A 19,728-nucleotide genomic window follows, 5' to 3' on the forward strand; every position below is an offset into this window, starting at 1 on the left:
CTGAAGGCACCGTACGCGGGCGGGCGCTGTGACCACAGCGCCCGCCCGCACCCCTCCGCACCCCTTCCGAGGCGCCCGTGTTCCGGTTCATCATCAGACGCCTGCTACAGCTGATACCAACGCTGTTCGGGCTCTCCGTCCTGCTGTTCATCTGGCTCCACCGACTTCCCGGCGGGCCCGAGACCGCGATCCTCGGTGAACGGGGCACGCCCGAGACGCGCGCCGCCATCCGGCGCAACCTCGGCCTCGACGAGCCGATCCTGGTCCAGTACGCCCGCTTCCTGCGGCGGATGATCCGGCTCGACCTGGGCACCTCGACCGGTACGAAGCGGGCCGTCACCACGGAGTTCGTGGAGCGGTTCCCCGGCACCGTCGAGCTGACCGTCATGGCCATGATCCTCGCGGTCGGCATCGGCATCCCGCTCGGCTACCTGGCCGCCCGCCGCCGCGGCCGGTTCCTCGACCACGCCTCGGTCGGCGGATCGCTCATCGGCATCTGCATCCCGGTCTTCTTCCTGGCGTACGTGCTCAAGGCGATCTTCGCGGAGAACCTGGGCTGGTTCCCCTCCAGCGGCCGGCAGGACCCGACCATCGGGGCGACCCGGGTCACCAACTTCTTCGTCCTCGACGGGCTCATGACCCGCGAGTGGGACGCCGCCGCCGACGCGCTCTGGCACCTCGTGCTGCCGGGCATCGCGCTCGCCAGCATCCCGCTCGCGATCATCGTCCGGATCACCCGGGCCAGCGTGCTGGAGGTGCTCAACGAGGACTTCGTCCGCACCGCCGAGGCCAAGGGCCTGACCGAGCGGACCGTCCGCCGCCGGCACGTGCTGCGCAACGCCATGCTGCCGGTGGCCACCTCGATCGGTCTCCAGACCGGTCTCCTGCTCTCCGGCGCGGTGCTCACCGAGACCGTGTTCGCGTTCAGCGGCATCGGCGCGTTCGTCGCCGAGTCGATCAGTCAGCGCGACTACCCGGTGCTGATGGGCTTCATCATGATCATTGCGGTGGTGTACGTGCTGGTGAATCTCCTGGTCGACCTCTCCTACAGCGTGATCGACCCGAGGGTGAGGGTGCGATGACCATCACCACTGGCAAGAAGCGCGAGAAGATCGACCGGCTCGCCGAGCTGGCCGCCCGCGACGACGAGCAGGGGGTGAGCCTCTGGAAGGAGGCGTTCCGCCGGCTGCGGCGCAACCCGGCGGCCGTCATCGGCGTGGTCATCCTGGCGGTCTTCGTCCTGGTCGCGGTCATCGGGCCGTTCCTCGTCCCGTACAGCCCGACGGACTCCATCGGCATCCGCGAGGGCCTGGTCAAGTCCGGCCAGGGCATCATCCCGGGCGTCTCCGCCGACCACTGGCTCGGCTTCGACCACCAGGGCCGGGACGAGTTCAGCCGGCTCATCGTCGGCGCCCGGCAGACGCTGCTCGTCGGCGTGGTCTCCACCCTGATCGGTCTCGCGGTCGGCGCGCTGATCGGCGGCGTCGCCGGTGCCGCGGCCGGCCTCGGCGGGCGCTGGGGCCGCTGGATCGACACCACCCTGATGCGCTTCATCGACATGCTGCTGGCCATGCCGAGCCTGCTGCTCGCGGTGAGCATCGCGGCGCTGCTCGGCGCCAGCCTCACCACCGTGATGATCGCCGTCGGTGTGGTGTCGGTGCCGATCTTCGCCCGGCTGCTGCGCGGCTCGATGATCGCGCAGGCCAACAGCGACTACGTGCTGGCCGCGACGTCGCTCGGCGTGAAGCGGTCCAAGATCGCCCTCACCCACGTGGTGCCGAACTCGATCGCCCCGGTCATCGTGCAGGCCACGCTGACGCTGGCGACCGCGATCATCGAGGCGGCCGCGCTGTCCTTCCTCGGTCTCGGCAACCCCGACTCGGCCATCCCGGAGTGGGGCGTCATGCTCGCCGACGCGCAGCCGTACCTGGGCATCCGGCCGGGCCTGGCGATCTATCCGGCGCTCGGCATCATCATCACCGCACTGGGGTTCACCCTGCTCGGTGAGGCGATGCGCGAGGCTCTCGATCCGAAGCTGCGGAAGTAGGTCAGTCAGCCATGGCACTGCTCGAAGTGGACGACCTCTCCGTCACGTTCGCCCGTCGTGGGCAGCGCACCGTGCACGCGGTGGACGGGGTGTCCTTCTCGGTCGACGCCGGCGAGGTGGTCGGCCTGGTCGGCGAGTCCGGCTGCGGCAAGAGCGTCACGTCGCTGGCCATCATGGGCCTGCTGCCCAAGCAGCCGGGCCTGCGGGTCGGCGGCAAGGCGGTCTTCGACGGCACCGACCTGCTCCAGCTCGACGACCGGGCCCGCCGCGACATCCGCGGCCGCGACGTGGCGATGATCTTCCAGGACCCGCTCTCCTCGCTGAACCCGGTCATCCCGATCGGGCTCCAGGTGACCGAGGTGCTGGCCCGGCACCGGGGCATGAAGGGCGAGGCGGCCACCAGGGAGGCCGCCGACCTGCTCGACCGGGTGGGCATCCCGGACCCTCGGCGGCGCCTCAAGGAGTACCCGCACCAGCTCTCCGGCGGCATGCGGCAGCGGGCCCTGATCGCCATGGCTGTCGCCTGCCAGCCCCGGCTGCTGATCGCCGACGAGCCGACCACCGCCCTCGACGTCACCATCCAGGCGCAGATCCTGGAACTGCTGAAGGACCTGGTCCGGGACTCCGGCACCGCACTGGTGATGATCACGCACGACCTCGGCGTGGTGGCCGGCATGTGCGACACCGTCAACGTGCTCTACGCCGGTCGGGTGGTGGAGACGGCCACCCGCCGTCCGCTGTTCCGCCAGCCCCGGCACCCGTACACCGAGGGTCTGCTCGCCTCGGTGCCGCGCCTCGACGCCGGCCGTGGCGAACGGCTGAACCCCATCCCCGGCTCGGTGCGCGACGTGCTGCCCTGGCCGGACGGCTGCGCGTTCGCCCCGCGCTGCGCCCGCCGGGTCGACGAGTGCGTGGGCGAACCGCCGGAGCTGGTGCTGACCCACGACGCGCGCAGCTACCGCTGCGTCAATCCGGTGCCGATCCCCGGCCTGACCCCGGAGGCGGACGCCCGGGCGACCGCGCCGACGACCACCGAACCGGGTGCCGTGCCGGCCCAGGCCGAACCGGCCGACCCGCCCGCCGTGCCCGGCTTCGGACCGGCTCCGCGCGAGGAGGAGACCCCATGAGCGACGACGACATCCTCGTCGAGGTCCGCGACCTGAAGGTGCACTTCCCGATCCGCCGGGGCGTGATCTTCGACCGGACCGTCGGGCACGTCAAGGCGGTCGACGGGGTCGACCTGAGCATCCCGCGCGGCAAGACGTACGGGCTGGTGGGCGAGTCGGGTTGCGGCAAGTCCACGCTCGGCCGGGCGCTGCTCCAGCTCACCCCGCCGACCGGCGGCGAGGTGACGTTCGACGGCGTCGAGCTGACCACGCTGCCCGCCGGCAAGCTGCGCACGATGCGCCGCCGGATGCAGATGATCTTCCAGGACCCGATGTCCAGCCTGGACCCCCGGCAGAACGTCGAGTCGATCCTGACCGAGGGCCTCCAGACCCACGGCATCGGCGCGAACCGGGATGACCGGCGGCGGATCATCGGCGAGACGCTCGACGCGGTGGGCCTGCCGAAATGGGCGCTGTCCCGCTACCCGCACGAGTTCTCCGGCGGCCAGCGCCAGCGCATCGGCATCGCCCGCGCCCTGGTCCTCGGCCCGGAGCTGATCGTCGCCGACGAGCCGGTCTCCGCGCTGGACGTGTCGATCCAGGCGCAGGTGGTGAACCTGCTCGACGAACTCCAGGACAGCCTCGGCCTGACCTACCTGGTCATCGCGCACGACCTGGCCGTGGTGCGGCACATCTCCGACATCGTCGGCGTGATGTACCTGGGCGCGCTGGTGGAGGAGGCGCCGAGCGAGCGGCTCTACACCGAGCCGCTGCACCCGTACACCCGGGCGCTGATGTCGGCGGTGCCGGTGCCGGACCCGGACGTGGAGGACCGGCGCGAGCGCATCCTGCTCGCCGGTGACCTGCCGTCGCCCGCCAACCCGCCGTCGGGCTGCCGGTTCCACACCCGCTGCCCGTGGGCGCAGCCGACCCGTTGCGCCGACGAGCGGCCGGAGCTGCGCCAGATCGGCGCCAGCCGGGTCGCCTGCCACTGGGCCGAGCAGATCGCCGCCGGTGAGCTGCGCCCGCACGAGGTGACCGCGAAGATCACCCGGCCGGAGGGCGAGGGCGAGGAGCCGGGCGTGGTCTCCGCGCCCAGCGAGCCCGGATCGTACGTCTGACACGACGAAGCGCGTCCCCACCCGGCCCGGGTGGGGACGCGCTCGTTCGTCGGTCAGCCCTCGGGGCGGTTGAGCAGACCCACCGCGATCGTGTGCACGGCGTCCAGCGCGGCCGGGTCGGCCAGCGGCGCGGAACCGCCGGTGACCGCGTACCACTCGTCGGCGTCCTTGTACTGCACCCGCAGCGTCACCCGGCCGTCGGCGTGCTCGGTGCGCAGCGTCAACTCGCCGGTCACCACGCCCACCTCGTCCGTCATGACCCCGCCCGGGCCGGCGGTGATGTCAGCGGTCCGGTCCGCCGGTCCACCCGGCGCGCCGCCGGCCGGCGCACCCGGCACCGCGTCGGCGGTCATGCCCGCCCCGGCGACGTCGGCGGACGCCGGCTGCCGGCCGTCCGCCGTCATCCCGGCCGAGGCCGGGCCGGCCGGTGCGGACTCCGGGGCCGGTGCGCCGCCTGCCTCCGGGGCCGGTGTGGCGTCCGGCCCGGTCACGGTTTGCTCGCCCATGTGCAGCCCTCCAGCATGTCGGTGAGAGCGGCCTTCTCGGCACTTGTCACAGTCAGCCGCCAGTAGTGCTTGACCGTCACCCAGTCCGCCGCGTACTGACACCAGGACGACCGGTTCGGCGGCTTCCACTGGGACGGATCCTGGTCACCCTTTGCCCGGTTGGACCGCGCCGAAACCGCGATGAGCTGCGGCCGGGTCAGGTCGTTGGCGAAGTCGCCGCGCTTCGAGTCGTCCCACTCGTCCGCGCCCGAACGCCACGCGGCGGCCAGCGGCACCGTGTGGTCGATGTCCACGGCCGACGGATCGTTGAGCACCACGCCGTCGTAGACGCTCTCCCACCGGCCGCCGACCACGTTGCAGCCGGACAGCTTGATGCCCTCGCCGTCGCGTTGCAGCACGCTGTCGCGTACGTCGCAGTTCTTGCCGGTGCCGCGCCAGTGCGGGAAACGGGAGCGGCTGTAGCCCTTCATCGACCCGGCGGTGGCCACTGTGAGCTCACCGAGCTGCTTGTTGACGTTCCCGGCGGCGCTCGGCGGCGCCTCCGGCTCGGTGACCGACACGTCGCAGCCGGCCACGCCGAGGGCGAGCACCGCGCTCAGCGCGGCCGCCAGCCCGGCACGGGCTCCTGATCTCGTACGCACAGACGACACCTCTCCAGCTTGCGTGCTCCGGGCGAGTCCGCACAGTACCCGGCGGCGGTTTCCGCGATTCGTGGCGTCGACGGTGGGCGGCGGGCAGAGTGGTGAGACGTGACCGCACCCGCTCCCGCGCTGCGTACCGGCTCCGCCGCCGGACGCGGCACGCTGCTCGCCGCGATCCTCGCCTCCGGCATGGTGTTCCTGGACAGCACGGTCGTCAACGTCGCGCTGCCGCGCCTCGGCGCCGAACTGGGCGCCACCGTCGCCGGTCTGCAGTGGACGGTGAACGGCTACCTGCTCATGCTCGCCGCGTTCGTGCTGCTCGGCGGCGCACTCGGGGACCGGTTCGGGCGGCGGCGCGTCTTCCTGCTCGGCGTGGTCTGGTTCGCGGTGGCGTCGGTGCTCTGCGGGCTGGCCCAGGACACCGGGTGGCTCGTCGCCGCCCGGTTCCTCCAGGGCGCCGGCGGGGCGCTGCTCACCCCCGGCTCGCTGTCGGTGCTCCAGGCCAGCTTCCACCCGGACGACCGGGGCCGGGCCATCGGCACCTGGTCCGGGCTGTCCGGGGTGTCCACAGCGCTCGGTCCGCTGCTCGGCGGTTGGCTCATCGACACGCTCTCCTGGCGGTGGATCTTCTTCGTCAACCTGCCGCTGGCCGTCGGCGTGGTGCTCGCCGCGCTTCGCTGGGTGCCGGAGAGCCGGGACGAGGAGGCGTCGCGTACCGGGGAGGGGCGTCGGTTCGACGTGGCCGGTGCGCTGCTCGGCGCGCTCGCGCTCGGCGGGGTCACGTACGCGCTGATCGACGCGCCGGCGCGCGGCCTGGACTCCCCGGCGGTGCTGGTCACGGCGGTGCTCGGAGTGGCCGCCGTGGTGGTGTTCGTGCTGGTCGAGCGGCGGCGCGGCGACACCGCGATGCTGCCCACCGGGCTGTTCTCCAGCCGGCTGTTCTCCGTGCTGAACGTCTTCACGGTGGTGGTGTACGCGGCGCTCGGCGGGTTCACCTTCTTCCTCGCCGTCTACCTGCAGAACGTGGTCGGCTGGTCGGCGCTGCTCACCGGCCTGGCCACGGTGCCGATGACGGTGCTGCTGCTGGTCGGCTCGCCGCGCGCGGGCGCGCTGTCGGCCCGCATCGGCCCCCGGCTGCCGCTCACCGTCGGCCCGGTGATCGCCGCGGCGGGTCTGCTGCTGTTGCGCCGGGTCGGGCCGGGCGCGTCGTACTGGGTGGACGTGCTGCCGGGCGTGACGCTGTTCGGCGCCGGGCTCACGCTCGTGGTGGCGCCGCTGACCACGTCGGTGCTCGGCGCGGTCTCGGACCGCTTCGCCGGGGTGGCGAGCGGCTTCAACAACGCCGCCTCCCGGGCCGGCGGCCTGCTCGCGGTGGCCGCGCTGCCGCTGCTGGTCGGGCTCTCCGGCACCGGGTACGAGCAGAAGGGCGCACTGGCCGACGCGTACCGGGGGGCGCTGGCGTGGTGCGCCGGGCTGCTGCTCGCCGGCGCGGTGCTCGCCGCCGTGCTGATCCACCGCCCGCCGAAGCAGAGCGGGGGCCCGGCCTGAGGCCGGACCCCCGCGTCGCCGGGATCAGGCGCGGGTGCGGTTCACCGCGCTTGTGACCGCCTTGATCGAGGCGGTGACGATGTTGGCGTCCACCCCGACGCCCCACATCGTGCGGCCGTCCACCTCGCACTCCACGTACGCGGCGGCCTGCGCGTCCCCGCCGGAGGACAGCGCGTGCTCGTGGTAGTCGAGCACCCGTACCGCCACGCCCAGGGACTGCAACGCGTTGACGTACGCGTCGATCGGGCCGTTGCCGACGGCGGTGAGCGCGCGGGTGTCGCCGCCGAAGCCGACGCGGGCGTCGATCTCGACCTTGCCGTCGACGGTGCCGATGGTGTACTCGGCCAGCTTGACGGCCGGGTCGACCTGGTGGTCGACCAGGTAGTTGCGGGCGAAGATCCCCCACATGGCGCCCGGCTCGACCTCGCCGCCGTCGTGGTCGGTGACCTGCTGCACCACGCCGGAGAACTCGATCTGGAGGCGGCGCGGCAGGTCGAGCTGGTGCTCGGTCTTCATGATGTACGCGACGCCGCCCTTGCCGGACTGCGAGTTGACCCGGATGACCGCCTCGTAGGTGCGGCCCAGGTCCTTCGGGTCGATCGGCAGGTAGGGCACCGCCCAGGTGAAGTCGTCGACCGGCACCCCGGCCGCCGTGGCGTCGGCGTTCAGCGCGGCGAAGCCCTTGTTGATCGCGTCCTGGTGCGAGCCGGAGAACGCCGTGTAGACCAGGTCGCCCGCGTACGGGTGGCGCTCGTGCACCGGCAGCTGGTTGCAGTACTCGACGGCGCGCTTGATCTCGTCGATGTTCGAGAAGTCGATCATCGGGTCGATGCCCTGGGAGAACATGTTCAGGCCCAGCGTCACCAGGTCGACGTTGCCGGTGCGCTCGCCGTTGCCGAACAGGCAGCCCTCGATCCGGTCGGCGCCGGCCAGCAGGCCCAGCTCGGCGGCGGCCACGCCGGTGCCCCGGTCGTTGTGCGGGTGCAGGCTCAGCACCAGGCTGTCCCGCCGGGGCAGGCGCCGGTGCATCCACTCGATCGAGTCGGCGTAGACGTTCGGCATCGCCATCTCGACGGTGGCCGGCAGGTTGATGATCAGCTTCCGGTCCGGCGTCGGGTCGATCACGTCGATGACCGCCGAGCAGACCTCCAGCGCGTACTCCAGCTCGGTGCCCGTGTACGACTCCGGCGAGTACTCGTAGTGGATGTCGGTGTCCGGGGTGTGGATCTCCGCGTACTTCTGGCACAGCCGCGCGCCCTGCGTGGCGATGTCGGTGATGCCGTCGCGGTCCAGGCCGAAGACCACCCGGCGCTGCAGCGTCGAGGTGGAGTTGTAGAAGTGCACGATGGCTCGGCGGGCGCCGCGCAGCGACTCGAAGGTCCGCTCGATCAGGTGCTCCCGGCACTGGGTCAGCACCTGGATGGTGACGTCCTCGGGAATCAGGTCCTGCTCGATCAGCTGCCGTACGAAGTCGTAGTCGGTCTGGCTCGCCGACGGGAAGCCGACCTCGATCTCCTTGTAGCCCATCTGCACCAGGAGCTGGAACATCCGGCGCTTGCGCTCGGGCGACATCGGGTCGATCAGGGCCTGGTTGCCGTCGCGGAGGTCGACTGCGCACCAGCGGGGCGCGGCCTCGACGCGGCGGGTCGGCCAGGCGCGGTCCGGCAGGTCGACGCCGAACTCACGGTCGTACGGAACGTAGCGGTGGACCGGCATCCGGCTGGGGCGCTGGCTGGCGAACGGATCGGTCTCGGTGACAGGTTGAGCCATCTCGGAGTGCTCCCTGGAACATGTGGCGTCAGCAGATCGGAAAGGTGTCGGCGAGATGCCGGGCGACGGTGCGCGGCGGTGCCGAGAAGAAGATCGGATGTGCTGGACGGCGCGTTTCTACTCCGCGACGAGGTGCCGGCCGGTCAGGCCTCGTCGCGGCAGCCAAGGAGAAGGTACGCGCGCCACATGACAAGGTCACCCTACGTGGTGGGACGTGCGGTGGGAAGGCTGGTCCGGACTATGGGATCGGAGTCACCGGATCGGTGGTCGGCTACGGCGCTCCCGGGCTCGGGGCGTCCCGGCTGACCGGCTCGCCGTCGGTCACCGCGCCGGCCAGCTCGACGGTGCCCGGCGCGGCGCCGGGCTCGCCGGTCAGCGTCAGGGTGCCGAATCCGGCCTTTACCGCCGCCGGTGTGCCGTCCTCCCGGAAGCAGTAGATGCCCACGTCCAGCGGCGCGTTCAGCGACGCCGAGGTGCTGTCGACCGTGTAGCACGGGCCGTCGGCGCCGGGCAGCGGCTCGGCGGGGGAGACCGCGAGCGGCGCGCGCCGGTCGGTCAGCACCTCCAGCCAGTCGGTGAACGGGTGCTGCACCCGGGGGTCGAGCCGGCGCGGCACCGCGTCGTCGGCGTCGCCGAGGCGCACGCAGGTCGCCGCCTGGGCCCAGCCGGCCGACGGCAGCGCGCACTGGAACAGCCCGTCGGAGGTGCCGGCGAGCGAGACGTCCACGGTGCCGGCGTGCCCCCAGCCGGGCACGTCGACCCGCCAGCTGCCGTCGTTGGCGCTGGTGAAGGACACCGTGCGGGGGGAGCCCTCGGCGGGCGCGAAGGCGTACGTGGCGGTGAGGTGCCGGTCCTGTGCCGCGGCGGCCAGCCCGGCCAGTTCCTCGCGGGCGGCGTCGACCTGCACCGGAACCGGGTCGGCGGTGCCGGTGGGCGCCGCCTCGGGAGTGCCGCCGTCGCAGGCGGCCAGCAGTACCGGCAGGGTGAGTGCGACCACGCCGGTCAGGCGGGCCGCACGTCGATGAGCGTGCACCGGCTCATTCTGCGTCGTGGACACGGTCCCGGTCATCCCACCGTACGGCTGTACCGCTTGGCGTGTCGCGTCCTCCCGGGCTGGTGAGCCGCCCCACGCCGGGGCCGGATGGTGGGATCACCCGGCCCGGCGTCGCGGCCCGCCCGATAGGCTGAGGCGGTCTGACACGCGCCGCCGGACCGAGAGACCCGGCGGCGTCGGCACGCTCAGGGTCGTCGCTGGGAGGGAGTGCACCGTCGTGGCACTCGTGGTGCAGAAGTACGGCGGGTCCTCCGTCGCCAACGCCGAGCGGATCAAGCGGGTGGCCGAGCGCATCGTGGCCGCGCGCAAGGCCGGCGACGACGTGGTGGTGGTGGTGTCCGCCATGGGCGACACCACCGACGAGCTGCTCGACCTGGCCAACCAGGTCAGCCCGCTGCCGCCGGGCCGCGAGCTGGACATGCTGCTCACCGCCGGGGAGCGGATCTCCATGGCGCTGCTCGCCATGGCCATCCACAACCTGGGGTACGAGGCCCGCTCGTTCACCGGTTCCCAGGCCGGCGTGATCACCACTTCGGTGCACGGCCGGGCCCGGATCATCGACGTGACCCCGGGGCGGCTCAAGGGCGCGCTGGACGAGGGCGCGGTGGTCATCGTGGCCGGCTTCCAGGGCGTCTCGCAGGACACCAAGGACGTGACCACGCTCGGGCGGGGCGGCTCGGACACCACAGCCGTGGCGCTCGCCGCCGCGCTGGAGGCGGACGTCTGCGAGATCTACACCGACGTGGACGGCATCTTCACCGCCGACCCGCGCATCGTGCCGAACGCCCGGCACATCAAGCAGATCACCTACGAGGAGATGCTGGAGCTGGCCGCCTGCGGCGCGAAGGTGCTGCACCTGCGCAGCGTCGAGTACGCGCGGCGCGCGGGCTTGCCGATCCACGTCCGTTCGTCATACTCGACCAACACCGGCACGATGGTCACCGGATCGATGGAGGACCTTCCTGTGGAACAGGCACTGATCACCGGGGTCGCCCACGACCGCAGCGAAGCGAAGATCACGATCGTCGGCGTGCCCGACGAGCCGGGTGCCGCCGCGGCGATCTTCGACACCGTGGCCGGCGCGGAGATCAACATCGACATGATCGTGCAGAACGTGTCCACCGAGGGCACCGGCCGCACGGACATCTCGTTCACGCTGCCCAAGGCCGACGGCCCGACCGCGATGACCGCGCTCAGCAAGATCCAGGAGTCGGTCAAGTTCAAGGGCCTGCTGTACGACGACCACGTCGGCAAGGTCTCGCTGATCGGCGCGGGCATGCGTTCGCACCCGGGCGTGGCCGCCGGCTTCTTCGCCGCCCTCGGCGCGGCCGGCGTGAACATCGAGATGATCTCCACGTCGGAGATCCGGGTCTCCGTGGTCTGCCGCGACACCGACCTCGACAAGGCGGTCCGGGCCATCCACGACGCCTTCGAGCTGGGTGGTGACACCGAAGCCGTCGTCTACGCCGGCACCGGGCGGTAACGCGCCATGCCGTCGCTGCCCACCCTCGCCGTGGTCGGGGCGACAGGTGCCGTCGGTACGGTGATGTGCCAGATCCTCTCCTCCCGGCGCAACGTGTGGGGCGAGATCCGGCTGCTCGCCTCCGAGCGGTCGGCGGGCCGGCGCGTGCAGTGCCGGGGCGAGGAGCTGACCGTCCAGGCGCTCACCGCCGACGCGCTCGACGGCGTCGACGTGGCGATGTTCGACGTGCCGGACGACGTCTCCGCGCAGTGGGCCCCGGTCGCCGCCGCGCGCGGCGCGGTGGTGGTGGACAACTCCGGCGCGTTCCGGATGGACCGCGACGTGCCGCTCGTCGTCCCCGAGATCAACCCAGAGCAGGTACGCAACCGGCCCAAGGGGATCATCGCCAACGCCAACTGCACCACGCTGGCGATGATCGTGGCGGTCGCGCCGCTGCACCGCGAGTACGGCCTGCGCGAGCTGGTGCTCGCCTCGTACCAGGCGGTCTCCGGGGCGGGGCAGGCCGGCGTGGACGCGCTGCACCTCCAGCTCGGCAAGATCGCCGGTGACCGGGTGCTCGGTTCCCGCGCCGGTGACGTGCGACAGGCCGTCGGCGACGAGCTGGGTCCGTTCCCGGCGCCGCTGGCGCTCAACGTCGTACCGTGGGCGGGCTCGCTCGCCGACGGCGGCTGGTCCTCCGAGGAGATGAAGCTGCGCAACGAGTCGCGCAAGATCCTCGGGCTGCCCGACCTCAAGGTGTCCGCCACCTGCGTACGGGTGCCGGTGGTGACCGGTCACTCGGTCGCCGTGCACGCGGTCTTCGCCACCGAGGTGGACGCCGAGGGCGCCCGCGAGGCGCTGCGCAACGCCCCGGGCGTGATCCTGGTCGACGACCCGGCGGCCGGGGAGTTCCCGATGCCGATCGACGCGGTCGGCACCGACCCGTCCTGGGTGGGCCGCATCCGGCGAGCGGTCGACGACCCCCGCGCCCTGGACCTCTTCGTGACCGGCGACAACCTCCGCAAGGGCGCCGCCCTCAACACGGCCCAGATCGCCGAACTCCTGGCCAAGGACCTGACCCGCCCGTAACCGCCGTCGCCCGGGCCGCGCCCTCGCCTCCTGGCGATGATCTTGCACTTTCGGCCCTGAAGGCAGGGTAATTGCACCTTTCGCCCGGGCGGAAAGTGCAAGATCGCGGGGGAGAGGGGTGGGGTGGGTCAGGCGGCGCTGAGGTGGACTCCGTCTCGGCCGTGGCGCTTTACCGCGTAGAGGGCCTGGTCGGCTCGGTGCAGGGTGCGTTCGGGGGACTCGCCGGGTCTCGGCAGGGCGACGCCGACGCTGATCGTCCGGCCGGTACGGCGGGCCGCCTCGGTGAGCCGTTCGGCGATCCGGACCGCCTCCTCCGGGCGGCTCACCTCGATCACCGCCACGAACTCGTCGCCACCGGTCCGGTACAGCTCGTCGCCCTGACGCAACGCGCCTTCGAGGGCCCGGGCGAGACCCACCAGCAGCCGGTCGCCGGCCTGGTGGCCGTACGTGTCGTTGACGTCCTTGAACCCGTCCACGTCGATCGCCAGCAGCGCGGTACGCCCCGGCGTGGCGGTGGCGATCCGCTGCCCGAAGGAGCCGGTGTGCCGCAGCCCGGTGAGCGGGTCCGAGCTGGCCTGCTCGCGGAGCCGGGCGAGCGTCCGCAGCCGGTCCAGGCAGGTCCACGCCTGCCCGGCGAGCAGCTCGATCAGGTTGACGGTGGTCGGGTCGGGGCGCAGGCGCTGTTCGTCGGCGACGAGCAGCACGCCACCGGAGGCCGGTGTGCCGACCGGTACCGCCACCAGCGTGCGCGCGCCGGCGCGGGTCAGCGGCAGGTACTCGTCGGTGGGCGGGTGGCCGGCCTCGCCCAGCGTGTACGCCGAGCCGTACCGGTGGGCCCGGTCGATCATGCGGTCGAGCCCGGCCGGTCCGGCCTCGTCCAGCTCGGCCCGGATCCGCGCTTCCAGGTCACCCGGGGTGCCGGTGGGCGCGCCGAGGCGCGGGCCGCGCCGGCCGGTGAGCACCAGCACGGCGGCGGCGAGCGCCGACACGTCCCGGGCCGCGGCGAGCGCGGCGGTCATCAGATCCCAGTCGGTCGGCGCGGCGGTGAAGGCGGCGGCGTGCCGGAGCAGCTTCTCGCTGCGGCTCTCGGCCGGCGGTCCGCCGAGCGCGGCGATCCGGCCGCCGAGGCGGTCGGCCACCAGTTCGGCGGTCTCCCGCCACGCCGCGAGCACGACCGGCTCGCTCCACTGCAGGTCGAGCACGCCGATCGGACGGCCGTCCGGGTCGCGTACCGGCACACAGAGCTCGGCGGTGACGTCCGGGCGGACCTCCAGGTAGTCGGGGTCGGCGCTGACGTCGGGCACGGCGGCGGTGATCCCGGAGGCGTAGACCCGCCGCACCACCGAGGGTTCGGGCCGGTGACGGCCCGGCGGGGCGCCGTCGGCGGTGGCCGGCACGTGCGAGAACACCTGCCAGGCACCGGTCGCGGCGACGCAGCGCAGACGGTCGTGGACGCGGAGCAGGACGGTGGCGGTCGCCGGGGTGTGCCGGGCGAGCGCGGCGACGGTCCACTGGCACGCCTCCGGGACGGTGGACGCCGTGGGGAGGCGCACCGTGACGTCGCGGAGGACTCGCTCGTGATCCACGTCGTTCCTGCTCGGAGGGGGGTCGGGTCGCGATCAAGGGTACTCAGCGCAACCGCCGCCGACCTTCGTACACATGTGCTATCCACAGGCTGTGGACGCAGCCTGTGGGCAGGATCGGGCCTGCGCGGGGAGGCCGCGCGGCGATAGCGTGAAGGCCCGGGCACCAGAGGAGGCGGCCGATGCTCATCGCCCAGCTCAGCGACCCGCACGTGACCACCGGCCCGCTCGCGGCCGACCCGGCGTCCGGATTGCACCGGGCGCTCGGCACGGTGCTCGCGCTGCGTCCCCGGCCCGACTGCGTGGTGATCACCGGCGACCTCACCGCCAACGGCCGGCCGGACGAATACCTCGCCCTGCGCGAGATCGTCGGCGCGTTCCCGCTGCCGGTGCACCTGGTCATCGGCAACCACGACGACCGCGAGTCGCTGCTCGACACGTTCGGCGGCACCCCCTACCTGGCCGGTGGCTTCTCGGCGCACTACCACGTCGACCTGCCGGACGCGACGCTCGTGGTGCTCGACTCGCTCACCCCGGGCAGCCCCGGCGGACGGCTCGGCGACGAGCAGCTCGCCTGGCTCGACGGGGTGCTCGCCGGGCGCACCGACGCGCCCGCCGTCGTGTGCCTGCACCATCCGCCGGTCGCGGTGGGCGCACCGGTCATGGACGCGATGGGTCTCGCCGACGCCGACGCGCTCGCCGCCGTGGTCGGCCGGCACCCCCATGTCGTACGCGTCGCCGCGGGTCACCTGCACCGCCAGGTGACGAGCGCGTTCGCCGGTACGGTGCTGACCACCGCGCCGAGCACCTGGATCCAGGTGAGCCTGACCATGACCGACGAGGAGGAGCCGGGTTTCGTCGCCGAGCCGACCGCCTTTCTGCTGCACCGCGTCGCCGACGGCGGCTGTGTGACGCACACCGTCCAGGTCAGTCACGCCGCCGGTCGCACCTGCTGGTTCTGAGCCGCGCCGCCGATGCTCTGGTACGTCGCGTACGGCTCGAATCTGCACGCCGCACGGCTCGACTGGTACCTGCGTGGCGGGTGTCCACCCGGCGGGCTGCGCACGTACCCCGGCTGCCGGGACCGCCGGCCACCGCGCCGGACGGTTCCGGTGCTGATCGACGGCGGCGTCTACTTCGCCGGGGAGTCGCGGGCCTGGACCGGCGGCATGGCGTTCTACGACCCGCTGCTGCCCGGCCTGGCGGCGGCGCGCGGCTACCTGGTGACGGTCGAGCAGTTCGCTGACATCGCGGCGCAGGAGATGTACCGGCCGCCCGGCGCCGACCTGGCCGGGATCCGCGCGGCGGTCGAGACCGGGCGGGCGAGGCTCGGGCCGGGCCGCTACGAGACGCTGCTGCGCGTCGGCGTCCACGAGGGTCTGCCGATGCTCACGTTCACCGCTCCGCACCGGGCGGTGGAGGTGCGGTGGACCCGGCCCGCCCCGGTCTATCTCGGGATGCTGGCGCGCGGGCTGCGCGAGGCGCACGGCTGGGACGCCGCGCGGACCGTCGGCTACCTGGCGGGCCGCCCGGGGGTCGCCGGGCGGTGGACGCGGCCGGCTTTGCGCAGGCTCGTCGGCACCGCCCACAGCGGACCTCCGACCGGCCCTCCGGAGCGTCAGTCGAGTTCGGACAGTTTGCTCGAAATGCCGGGCCGGCGGACATGAACGACCGTTCGGTCCGCGATGGGTGTCCGGCAGGAGGTGATTCCGGCAAGGACGGTTGCCAGCGCAAGGAATTCCGCGTGACATGAGCGTCGGCGCCGGCTCCCTGTCCCTGGGAGCCGGCGCCTTCGACGACGGGCGGCATCGACAGCGTGCGCCGCGCGGAATTTCACCTGACCGTCATGTCCGACTCGTCCGGCAGACCGGTACGGGCCGCCCGAGGCAACGACGATTCCTGATGCCGCCCCGTTCGACCTGGCGGCCGGTGGATGAGAAGCTACCCCGGCGGGGCGGCGTTCCCCCGAAGTACCGCCCTCCGCGATCGACACCTGTCACGGCACGGATCAGGGTCGCCGGGCGAACCATCGCCCGGACGCCACATACCGGCACCTCACGAGGAGTTCCATGTCCGTCACCGGGATGCGACGCCGGGCCGCCGTCGGCCTGGCCGCACTCGCCGCGACCGCGTTCACCGCGGTCGCCGTCACCCCCGACCAGGCCGAGGCCCGCCCGAAGCCGGTCGACGTCCAGTTGCTCGCGATCAACGACTTCCACGGCAACCTGGAGCCGCCGACCGGTTCCAGCGGCAGCATCGACGGCCAGCCCGCCGGTGGTGCGGAATACCTGGCCAGCCACCTGAAGTCGATGCGCGCCGCCGCGAAGCAGCAGGGCAAGGGCACCGTCACGGTCGCCGCCGGCGACCTGATCGGCGCCTCGCCGCTGCTCTCCGCCGCGTTCCACGACGAGCCCACCATCGAGGAGATGAACCTCGCCGGGCTGGAGTTCGCGAGCGTCGGCAACCACGAGTTCGACGAGGGCGCGGCCGAGCTGCTGCGCATGCAGCGCGGCGGCTGCCACCCGGTGGACGGCTGCGCCGACGGCACCCCGTTCGGTGGCGCCAAGTTCACCTACCTCTCGGCGAACGCCTTCAAGACCTCCACCGGCCTGCCGCTGATGCAGCCGTTCGGCATCAAGATCGTCAAGGGCGTCCCGATCGGCTTCATCGGGATGACCCTGGAGGGCACCCCGAACATCGTCAGCCAGCAGGGCGTCGCCGGCCTGCGGTTCACCGACGAGGCCGACACCGCCAACAAGTACGCCAAGATCCTGCGCCTGCTCGGAGTCAAGAGCATCGTCGTGCTGCTGCACGAGGGCGGCGTGCAGAACGGCGGCGGCATCAACGACTGCACCGGGTTCAGCGGCCCGATCGTCGACATCGCCAACCGGATGGACCCGTCCATCGACGTGATCGTCAGCGGGCACACCCACGCCGCGTACAACTGCAACATCAACGGCAAGCTGGTCACCAGCGCCAGCTCGTTCGGCCGCCTGGTCACCCAGATCGACCTGAAGATCGACCCGCGTACCCGCGACGTGGTGAGCGCGTCCGCGAACAACGTGGTGGTCACCCGGGACGTGAAGCCGGACCAGCCCTCGACCGACCTGATCAACCGGTACAAGACCGCGCTCGGCCCGGTGGCCGACCGCGTGGTCGGCGAGACCACCGCCGCGATCACCAAGACCCAGGAGAACCTGTACCAGACCGGGGTCGACGTCAACGGCAAGCCGACGTACCAGACCGGTGAATCGCCGCTGGGCAACGTGATCGCCGACGCGCAGCTCGCCGCGACCGACACCGAGCAGAACGCGGTCGCCGCGTTCATGAACCCCGGTGGCGTCCGCGCCGACCTCGACGCCGGCCCGGTCACCTACGCCGAGGCGTTCACCGTGCAGCCGTTCGCCAACAACCTGGTGACGCTGGACCTGACCGGTGCGCAGCTCTACTGCATGCTGGAGCAGCAGTTCACAGTGGCGCGCGTGCTCTACGCGTCCTCGACGGTCAACTACGTCGTGGACGTCGACGGCACCACCGCACCGGCCGGCACGCCGTGCGCCGGCACCCGGGTGGTCCGCGGCAGCCTCACCATCAACGGCACCCCGGTTACCGACACCGCCACCTACCGGGTCACCGTGAACAACTTCCTCGCCGGTGGCGGCGACGGCTTCAGCGTCCTGACCGGTGGCACCAACGCGGTGACCGGCCAGATCGACCTGGACGCCTTCACCGCGTACCTGACCGAGAAGTCGCCGGTCTCCCCGCCGGCGCTGGACCGGATCCGCACGACCACCGAGGTCGCTGCCGGCTGACGGTCGACCGCACCGCCGAACGGGCCCCGGAGCGACGCTCCAGGGCCCGTTCGTGTCCGGCTGCGCGCTTCGCCGCAGGCCGCCGGCTTTGTGTCAGGTCGCCCGCGCGGGCTCGGGCTCCGGCGTCGCGGCCGCCGTCGGACGGCCGTCCTGCGCGGCGGTGAGCAGCGGACGCAGCGACAGCGCGAGCACCGAGGCGGCCAGGCAGCCGCCCACCACGACGGCGACCCACACCCGCCCGTTCGCCGCGGCGATCAGCGGGCCGGCGGTGACCGGGCCGACCACCCCGCTGATCCCGAAGATCATCGAGCTCATCGCGTTGTACCGGCCGCGCAGCTCGTCGGTGGCGAGCGCGTTGGTCAGGGCGGGCATGACCGGCGACAGCATCGTCTCGCCGAACCCGAAGATCGCCGAGCAGGCCACCACGCCGAGCGCCGCGAGCACCGCGTTGCCGCTGCCCACCACGCCGGCCGCGCCGAGCACCAGCCAGGCGCCGGCGAAGACCGCGCCCACAGTGGCGAGTGCGCGGGTACGGCTGCGCCCCTCCAGCCGCCGGATCACCAGCAGCTGCGAGAGCACGATCATCACGGTGTTCGCGGCCAGCGCCCACGCCACCACCCGGGGCGTCACCTCGACCACCCGCACCGAGTACGCCGCGAAGCCCACCTCGACCTGCGCGTACCCGCAGGTGGTGAGCACCAGGCCGAAGATGACCAGGCGGCGGAACGGCCGGTCCCGCAGCACCGTGAGGTAGCCGCCGGTCCTCCGGTCGTCGGCCTTCGCGCCCGTGGCCACGGCCGGCCGGCGCCCGACGTGCGGCAGGCTCAGCAGGATCAGCGCGGGCGTCAGGTAGCTCACCGCGTCCAGCAGGTAGATCACCTCGAACGTGATCGGACGAGTCACGTCGACCACCGCGCCGGAGATCAGGCCGCCGGTGCCGATACCGAGGTTGAGCAGCGCGAAGTTGAGCCCGAAGACCCGCTGCCGCTCGCCGTCGCCGGTCAGCGAGGCGAGGATCGTGTTCTGCCCGGCCCAGATCGCCGAGCTGCCGACGGCGACGAGCGTCATCACGCCGAACGCCGAGGCCGTCGAGTCGACCAGCGCCAGCGAGCCGGTGCCGATCGCCTCGATCACCAGGCAGGGCAACACCACCCGGCGCGCGCCGAACCGGTCGATGAACGTGCCGGCCAGCGGCGACAGAGCCAGCGTGACCGCGCCGAACCAGCCGATCACCAGCCCGGCCCGGGTGTCGGTCAGACCGCGCACGTCGGTGAGGTAGATGAACAGGAACGGCAGGGTGAGGCCGCGCCCGACAGCGGAGAACAGCGTGCCCAGGAGGATCCGGCGGGCTTCGGGACGGGCGGGCAGGGCGCGGCGCAGCATGCTGGGATTCTCATCGGCGGGTACGACGACCGCGACCCGTTTACCCCTTACACACGCGGTCGCCGGGCCGGAAGGTGAGCGATCACACGTGCTCTGCCATGCTGGCCCGGTGACGACGACCTGGCGGCACCTGCCCGCACCGGCCCGCGAGATCGCCGAGACGGCCACCGACGCGGTGACCGCCGCGCGTGAGCGCGACGCCGAGGCGTACGCCCCGGCCGTCGAGCGGCTGGCCGCCGCCGACCGGGCCGGGCTGGTGCTCGGCGGCGTGGTCCGGCTGCTGCTCGAGGAGGCGCACCCGGACGGGCTGGACGGCGACGACGTACGGCAGGTGCTGGAACAGTGCGTGCGGTCGGCGGCGCCCTGGTGGCCCGACGTCGACCCGCACGTGCTGCTGGTGCTGCTGGCCGGCGCGCTCGGCGTCTACGACCCGGGCGACGACGAGAATCCGCCCGATCCGGCGGCGATCGCCCGGCACGCGCCGCTGCTGGTGGCCGACCTGCTGGCGGTCACGGGACGCCCGTTCGCCGATTACCTGACCGCCGCGTTCGCCGAGGTGGCGCGGACGGAGATGCACGACTGACGGGTCTTCGTTGTCCGGCGGCC

General features: G+C 72.6%; 17 protein-coding genes. 11 read left to right on the plus strand and 6 right to left on the minus strand.

The window, feature by feature from the left end; translation table 11 throughout:
* Window positions 1-77: 77 nt before the first annotated feature.
* The 4 genes from M8C11_RS02730 to M8C11_RS02745 are packed head-to-tail and all read left to right on the plus strand — an operon-like array spanning window position 78 to window position 4,274.
* Window positions 78-1,082 (plus strand): ABC transporter permease, encoded by a 1,005-nt coding sequence (locus M8C11_RS02730; RefSeq protein ID WP_013289048.1) that lies wholly within the window; start codon window positions 78-80, stop codon window positions 1,080-1,082.
* On the plus strand, window positions 1,079-2,047 hold the full coding sequence (locus tag M8C11_RS02735) for an ABC transporter permease (RefSeq protein WP_252448187.1): 969 nt from the start codon (window positions 1,079-1,081) through the stop codon (window positions 2,045-2,047). Before M8C11_RS02730 ends, M8C11_RS02735 begins: the two co-directional genes overlap by 4 nt.
* A gap of 11 nt (window positions 2,048-2,058) precedes the next feature.
* Window positions 2,059-3,174: an ABC transporter ATP-binding protein gene (locus M8C11_RS02740; RefSeq protein ID WP_252448188.1), complete on the plus strand. Its 1,116-nt coding sequence runs from the start codon at window positions 2,059-2,061 to the stop codon at window positions 3,172-3,174.
* Window positions 3,171-4,274, plus strand: a complete 1,104-nt coding sequence (locus M8C11_RS02745) for an ABC transporter ATP-binding protein (RefSeq protein ID WP_252448189.1) — start codon at window positions 3,171-3,173, stop codon at window positions 4,272-4,274. Before M8C11_RS02740 ends, M8C11_RS02745 begins: the two co-directional genes overlap by 4 nt.
* A 53-nt stretch (window positions 4,275-4,327) precedes the next feature.
* On the opposite strand, the gene M8C11_RS02750 is transcribed toward M8C11_RS02745, so the two are convergent.
* The gene (locus M8C11_RS02750; RefSeq protein ID WP_252448190.1) at window positions 4,328-4,780 is read right to left on the minus strand and encodes a hypothetical protein; all 453 of its coding nucleotides are present in this window, start codon (window positions 4,778-4,780) and stop codon (window positions 4,328-4,330) included.
* Window positions 4,762-5,421 (minus strand): DUF1524 domain-containing protein, encoded by a 660-nt coding sequence (locus M8C11_RS02755; RefSeq protein ID WP_252448192.1) that lies wholly within the window; start codon window positions 5,419-5,421, stop codon window positions 4,762-4,764. Before M8C11_RS02755 ends, M8C11_RS02750 begins: the two co-directional genes overlap by 19 nt.
* A gap of 108 nt (window positions 5,422-5,529) precedes the next feature.
* Between M8C11_RS02755 and M8C11_RS02760 the strand changes: the two genes are divergently transcribed.
* On the plus strand, window positions 5,530-6,969 hold the full coding sequence (locus M8C11_RS02760; protein WP_252448194.1) for an MFS transporter: 1,440 nt from the start codon (window positions 5,530-5,532) through the stop codon (window positions 6,967-6,969).
* 24 nt (window positions 6,970-6,993) lie between these two features.
* Here M8C11_RS02760 and leuA read toward each other — a convergent pair whose 3' ends face one another.
* Together leuA and M8C11_RS02770 are read right to left on the minus strand one after the other, a co-directional pair.
* A complete protein-coding gene (leuA, locus tag M8C11_RS02765) occupies window positions 6,994-8,739 on the minus strand; it encodes a 2-isopropylmalate synthase (protein WP_252448195.1) in 1,746 nt (581 codons plus the stop codon).
* Window positions 8,740-9,010: 271 nt separating this feature from the next.
* Entirely contained in the window at window positions 9,011-9,772 is a 762-nt protein-coding gene (locus M8C11_RS02770) for a hypothetical protein (protein ID WP_233585928.1), read from the minus strand.
* Window positions 9,773-10,010: 238 nt separating this feature from the next.
* On the opposite strand from M8C11_RS02770, the gene M8C11_RS02775 reads away from it, so the two are divergent.
* Both M8C11_RS02775 and M8C11_RS02780 read left to right on the plus strand, forming a co-directional pair.
* Window positions 10,011-11,276: an aspartate kinase gene (locus M8C11_RS02775; RefSeq protein WP_091330618.1), complete on the plus strand. Its 1,266-nt coding sequence runs from the start codon at window positions 10,011-10,013 to the stop codon at window positions 11,274-11,276.
* A gap of 6 nt (window positions 11,277-11,282) precedes the next feature.
* Window positions 11,283-12,344 carry an aspartate-semialdehyde dehydrogenase gene (locus M8C11_RS02780; RefSeq protein WP_091330619.1) on the plus strand — a complete coding sequence of 354 codons (1,062 nt, stop codon included), beginning with the start codon at window positions 11,283-11,285 and terminating at the stop codon, window positions 12,342-12,344.
* Window positions 12,345-12,472: 128 nt separating this feature from the next.
* Here M8C11_RS02780 and M8C11_RS02785 read toward each other — a convergent pair whose 3' ends face one another.
* Complete coding sequence (locus tag M8C11_RS02785) at window positions 12,473-13,930, minus strand: diguanylate cyclase (RefSeq protein ID WP_252448196.1); 1,458 nt, start codon at window positions 13,928-13,930, stop codon at window positions 12,473-12,475.
* Window positions 13,931-14,109: 179 nt separating this feature from the next.
* Here M8C11_RS02785 and M8C11_RS02790 point away from each other — a divergent pair, with 179 nt between their 5' ends.
* The 3 genes from M8C11_RS02790 to M8C11_RS02800 all read left to right on the plus strand — a co-directional run bounded on the left by M8C11_RS02790 (window position 14,110) and on the right by M8C11_RS02800 (window position 17,739).
* Complete coding sequence (locus M8C11_RS02790) at window positions 14,110-14,889, plus strand: phosphodiesterase (RefSeq protein ID WP_252448197.1); 780 nt, start codon at window positions 14,110-14,112, stop codon at window positions 14,887-14,889.
* A gap of 12 nt (window positions 14,890-14,901) precedes the next feature.
* Entirely contained in the window at window positions 14,902-15,594 is a 693-nt protein-coding gene (locus tag M8C11_RS02795; protein ID WP_252448198.1) for a histone deacetylase, read from the plus strand.
* A gap of 402 nt (window positions 15,595-15,996) precedes the next feature.
* Window positions 15,997-17,739 carry a bifunctional UDP-sugar hydrolase/5'-nucleotidase gene (locus M8C11_RS02800; RefSeq protein ID WP_252448199.1) on the plus strand — a complete coding sequence of 581 codons (1,743 nt, stop codon included), beginning with the start codon at window positions 15,997-15,999 and terminating at the stop codon, window positions 17,737-17,739.
* 93 nt (window positions 17,740-17,832) lie between these two features.
* Here M8C11_RS02800 and M8C11_RS02805 read toward each other — a convergent pair whose 3' ends face one another.
* Window positions 17,833-19,122, minus strand: coding sequence for an MFS transporter (locus tag M8C11_RS02805; protein WP_252448200.1), 1,290 nt, complete (start codon window positions 19,120-19,122; stop codon window positions 17,833-17,835).
* 109 nt (window positions 19,123-19,231) lie between these two features.
* On the opposite strand from M8C11_RS02805, the gene M8C11_RS02810 reads away from it, so the two are divergent.
* A complete protein-coding gene (locus M8C11_RS02810) occupies window positions 19,232-19,705 on the plus strand; it encodes a hypothetical protein (protein ID WP_252448201.1) in 474 nt (157 codons plus the stop codon).
* The last annotated feature ends 23 nt before the right edge of the window (window positions 19,706-19,728 follow it).

The sequence above is a fragment of the Micromonospora sp. CPM1 genome, assembly GCF_023896895.1.
GTDB lineage: Bacteria > Actinomycetota > Actinomycetes > Mycobacteriales > Micromonosporaceae > Micromonospora > Micromonospora tulbaghiae.

Bases quoted from the DNA above. Each gene is read 5' to 3' on its own strand.
- M8C11_RS02780 (WP_091330619.1), top strand. From the start codon at position 11,283: ATGCCGTCGCTGCCCACCCTCGCCGTGGTCGGGGCGACAGGTGCCGTC.
- M8C11_RS02790 (WP_252448197.1), top strand. From the start codon at position 14,110: ATGCTCATCGCCCAGCTCAGCGACCCGCACGTGACCACCGGCCCGCTC.
- M8C11_RS02805 (WP_252448200.1), bottom strand. From the start codon at position 19,122: ATGCTGCGCCGCGCCCTGCCCGCCCGTCCCGAAGCCCGCCGGATCCTC.
- M8C11_RS02750 (WP_252448190.1), bottom strand. From the start codon at position 4,780: ATGGGCGAGCAAACCGTGACCGGGCCGGACGCCACACCGGCCCCGGAG.
- M8C11_RS02795 (WP_252448198.1), top strand. From the start codon at position 14,902: ATGCTCTGGTACGTCGCGTACGGCTCGAATCTGCACGCCGCACGGCTC.
- M8C11_RS02800 (WP_252448199.1), top strand. From the start codon at position 15,997: ATGTCCGTCACCGGGATGCGACGCCGGGCCGCCGTCGGCCTGGCCGCA.
- M8C11_RS02745 (WP_252448189.1), top strand. From the start codon at position 3,171: ATGAGCGACGACGACATCCTCGTCGAGGTCCGCGACCTGAAGGTGCAC.
- M8C11_RS02740 (WP_252448188.1), top strand. From the start codon at position 2,059: ATGGCACTGCTCGAAGTGGACGACCTCTCCGTCACGTTCGCCCGTCGT.
- M8C11_RS02735 (WP_252448187.1), top strand. From the start codon at position 1,079: ATGACCATCACCACTGGCAAGAAGCGCGAGAAGATCGACCGGCTCGCC.
- leuA (WP_252448195.1), bottom strand. From the start codon at position 8,739: ATGGCTCAACCTGTCACCGAGACCGATCCGTTCGCCAGCCAGCGCCCC.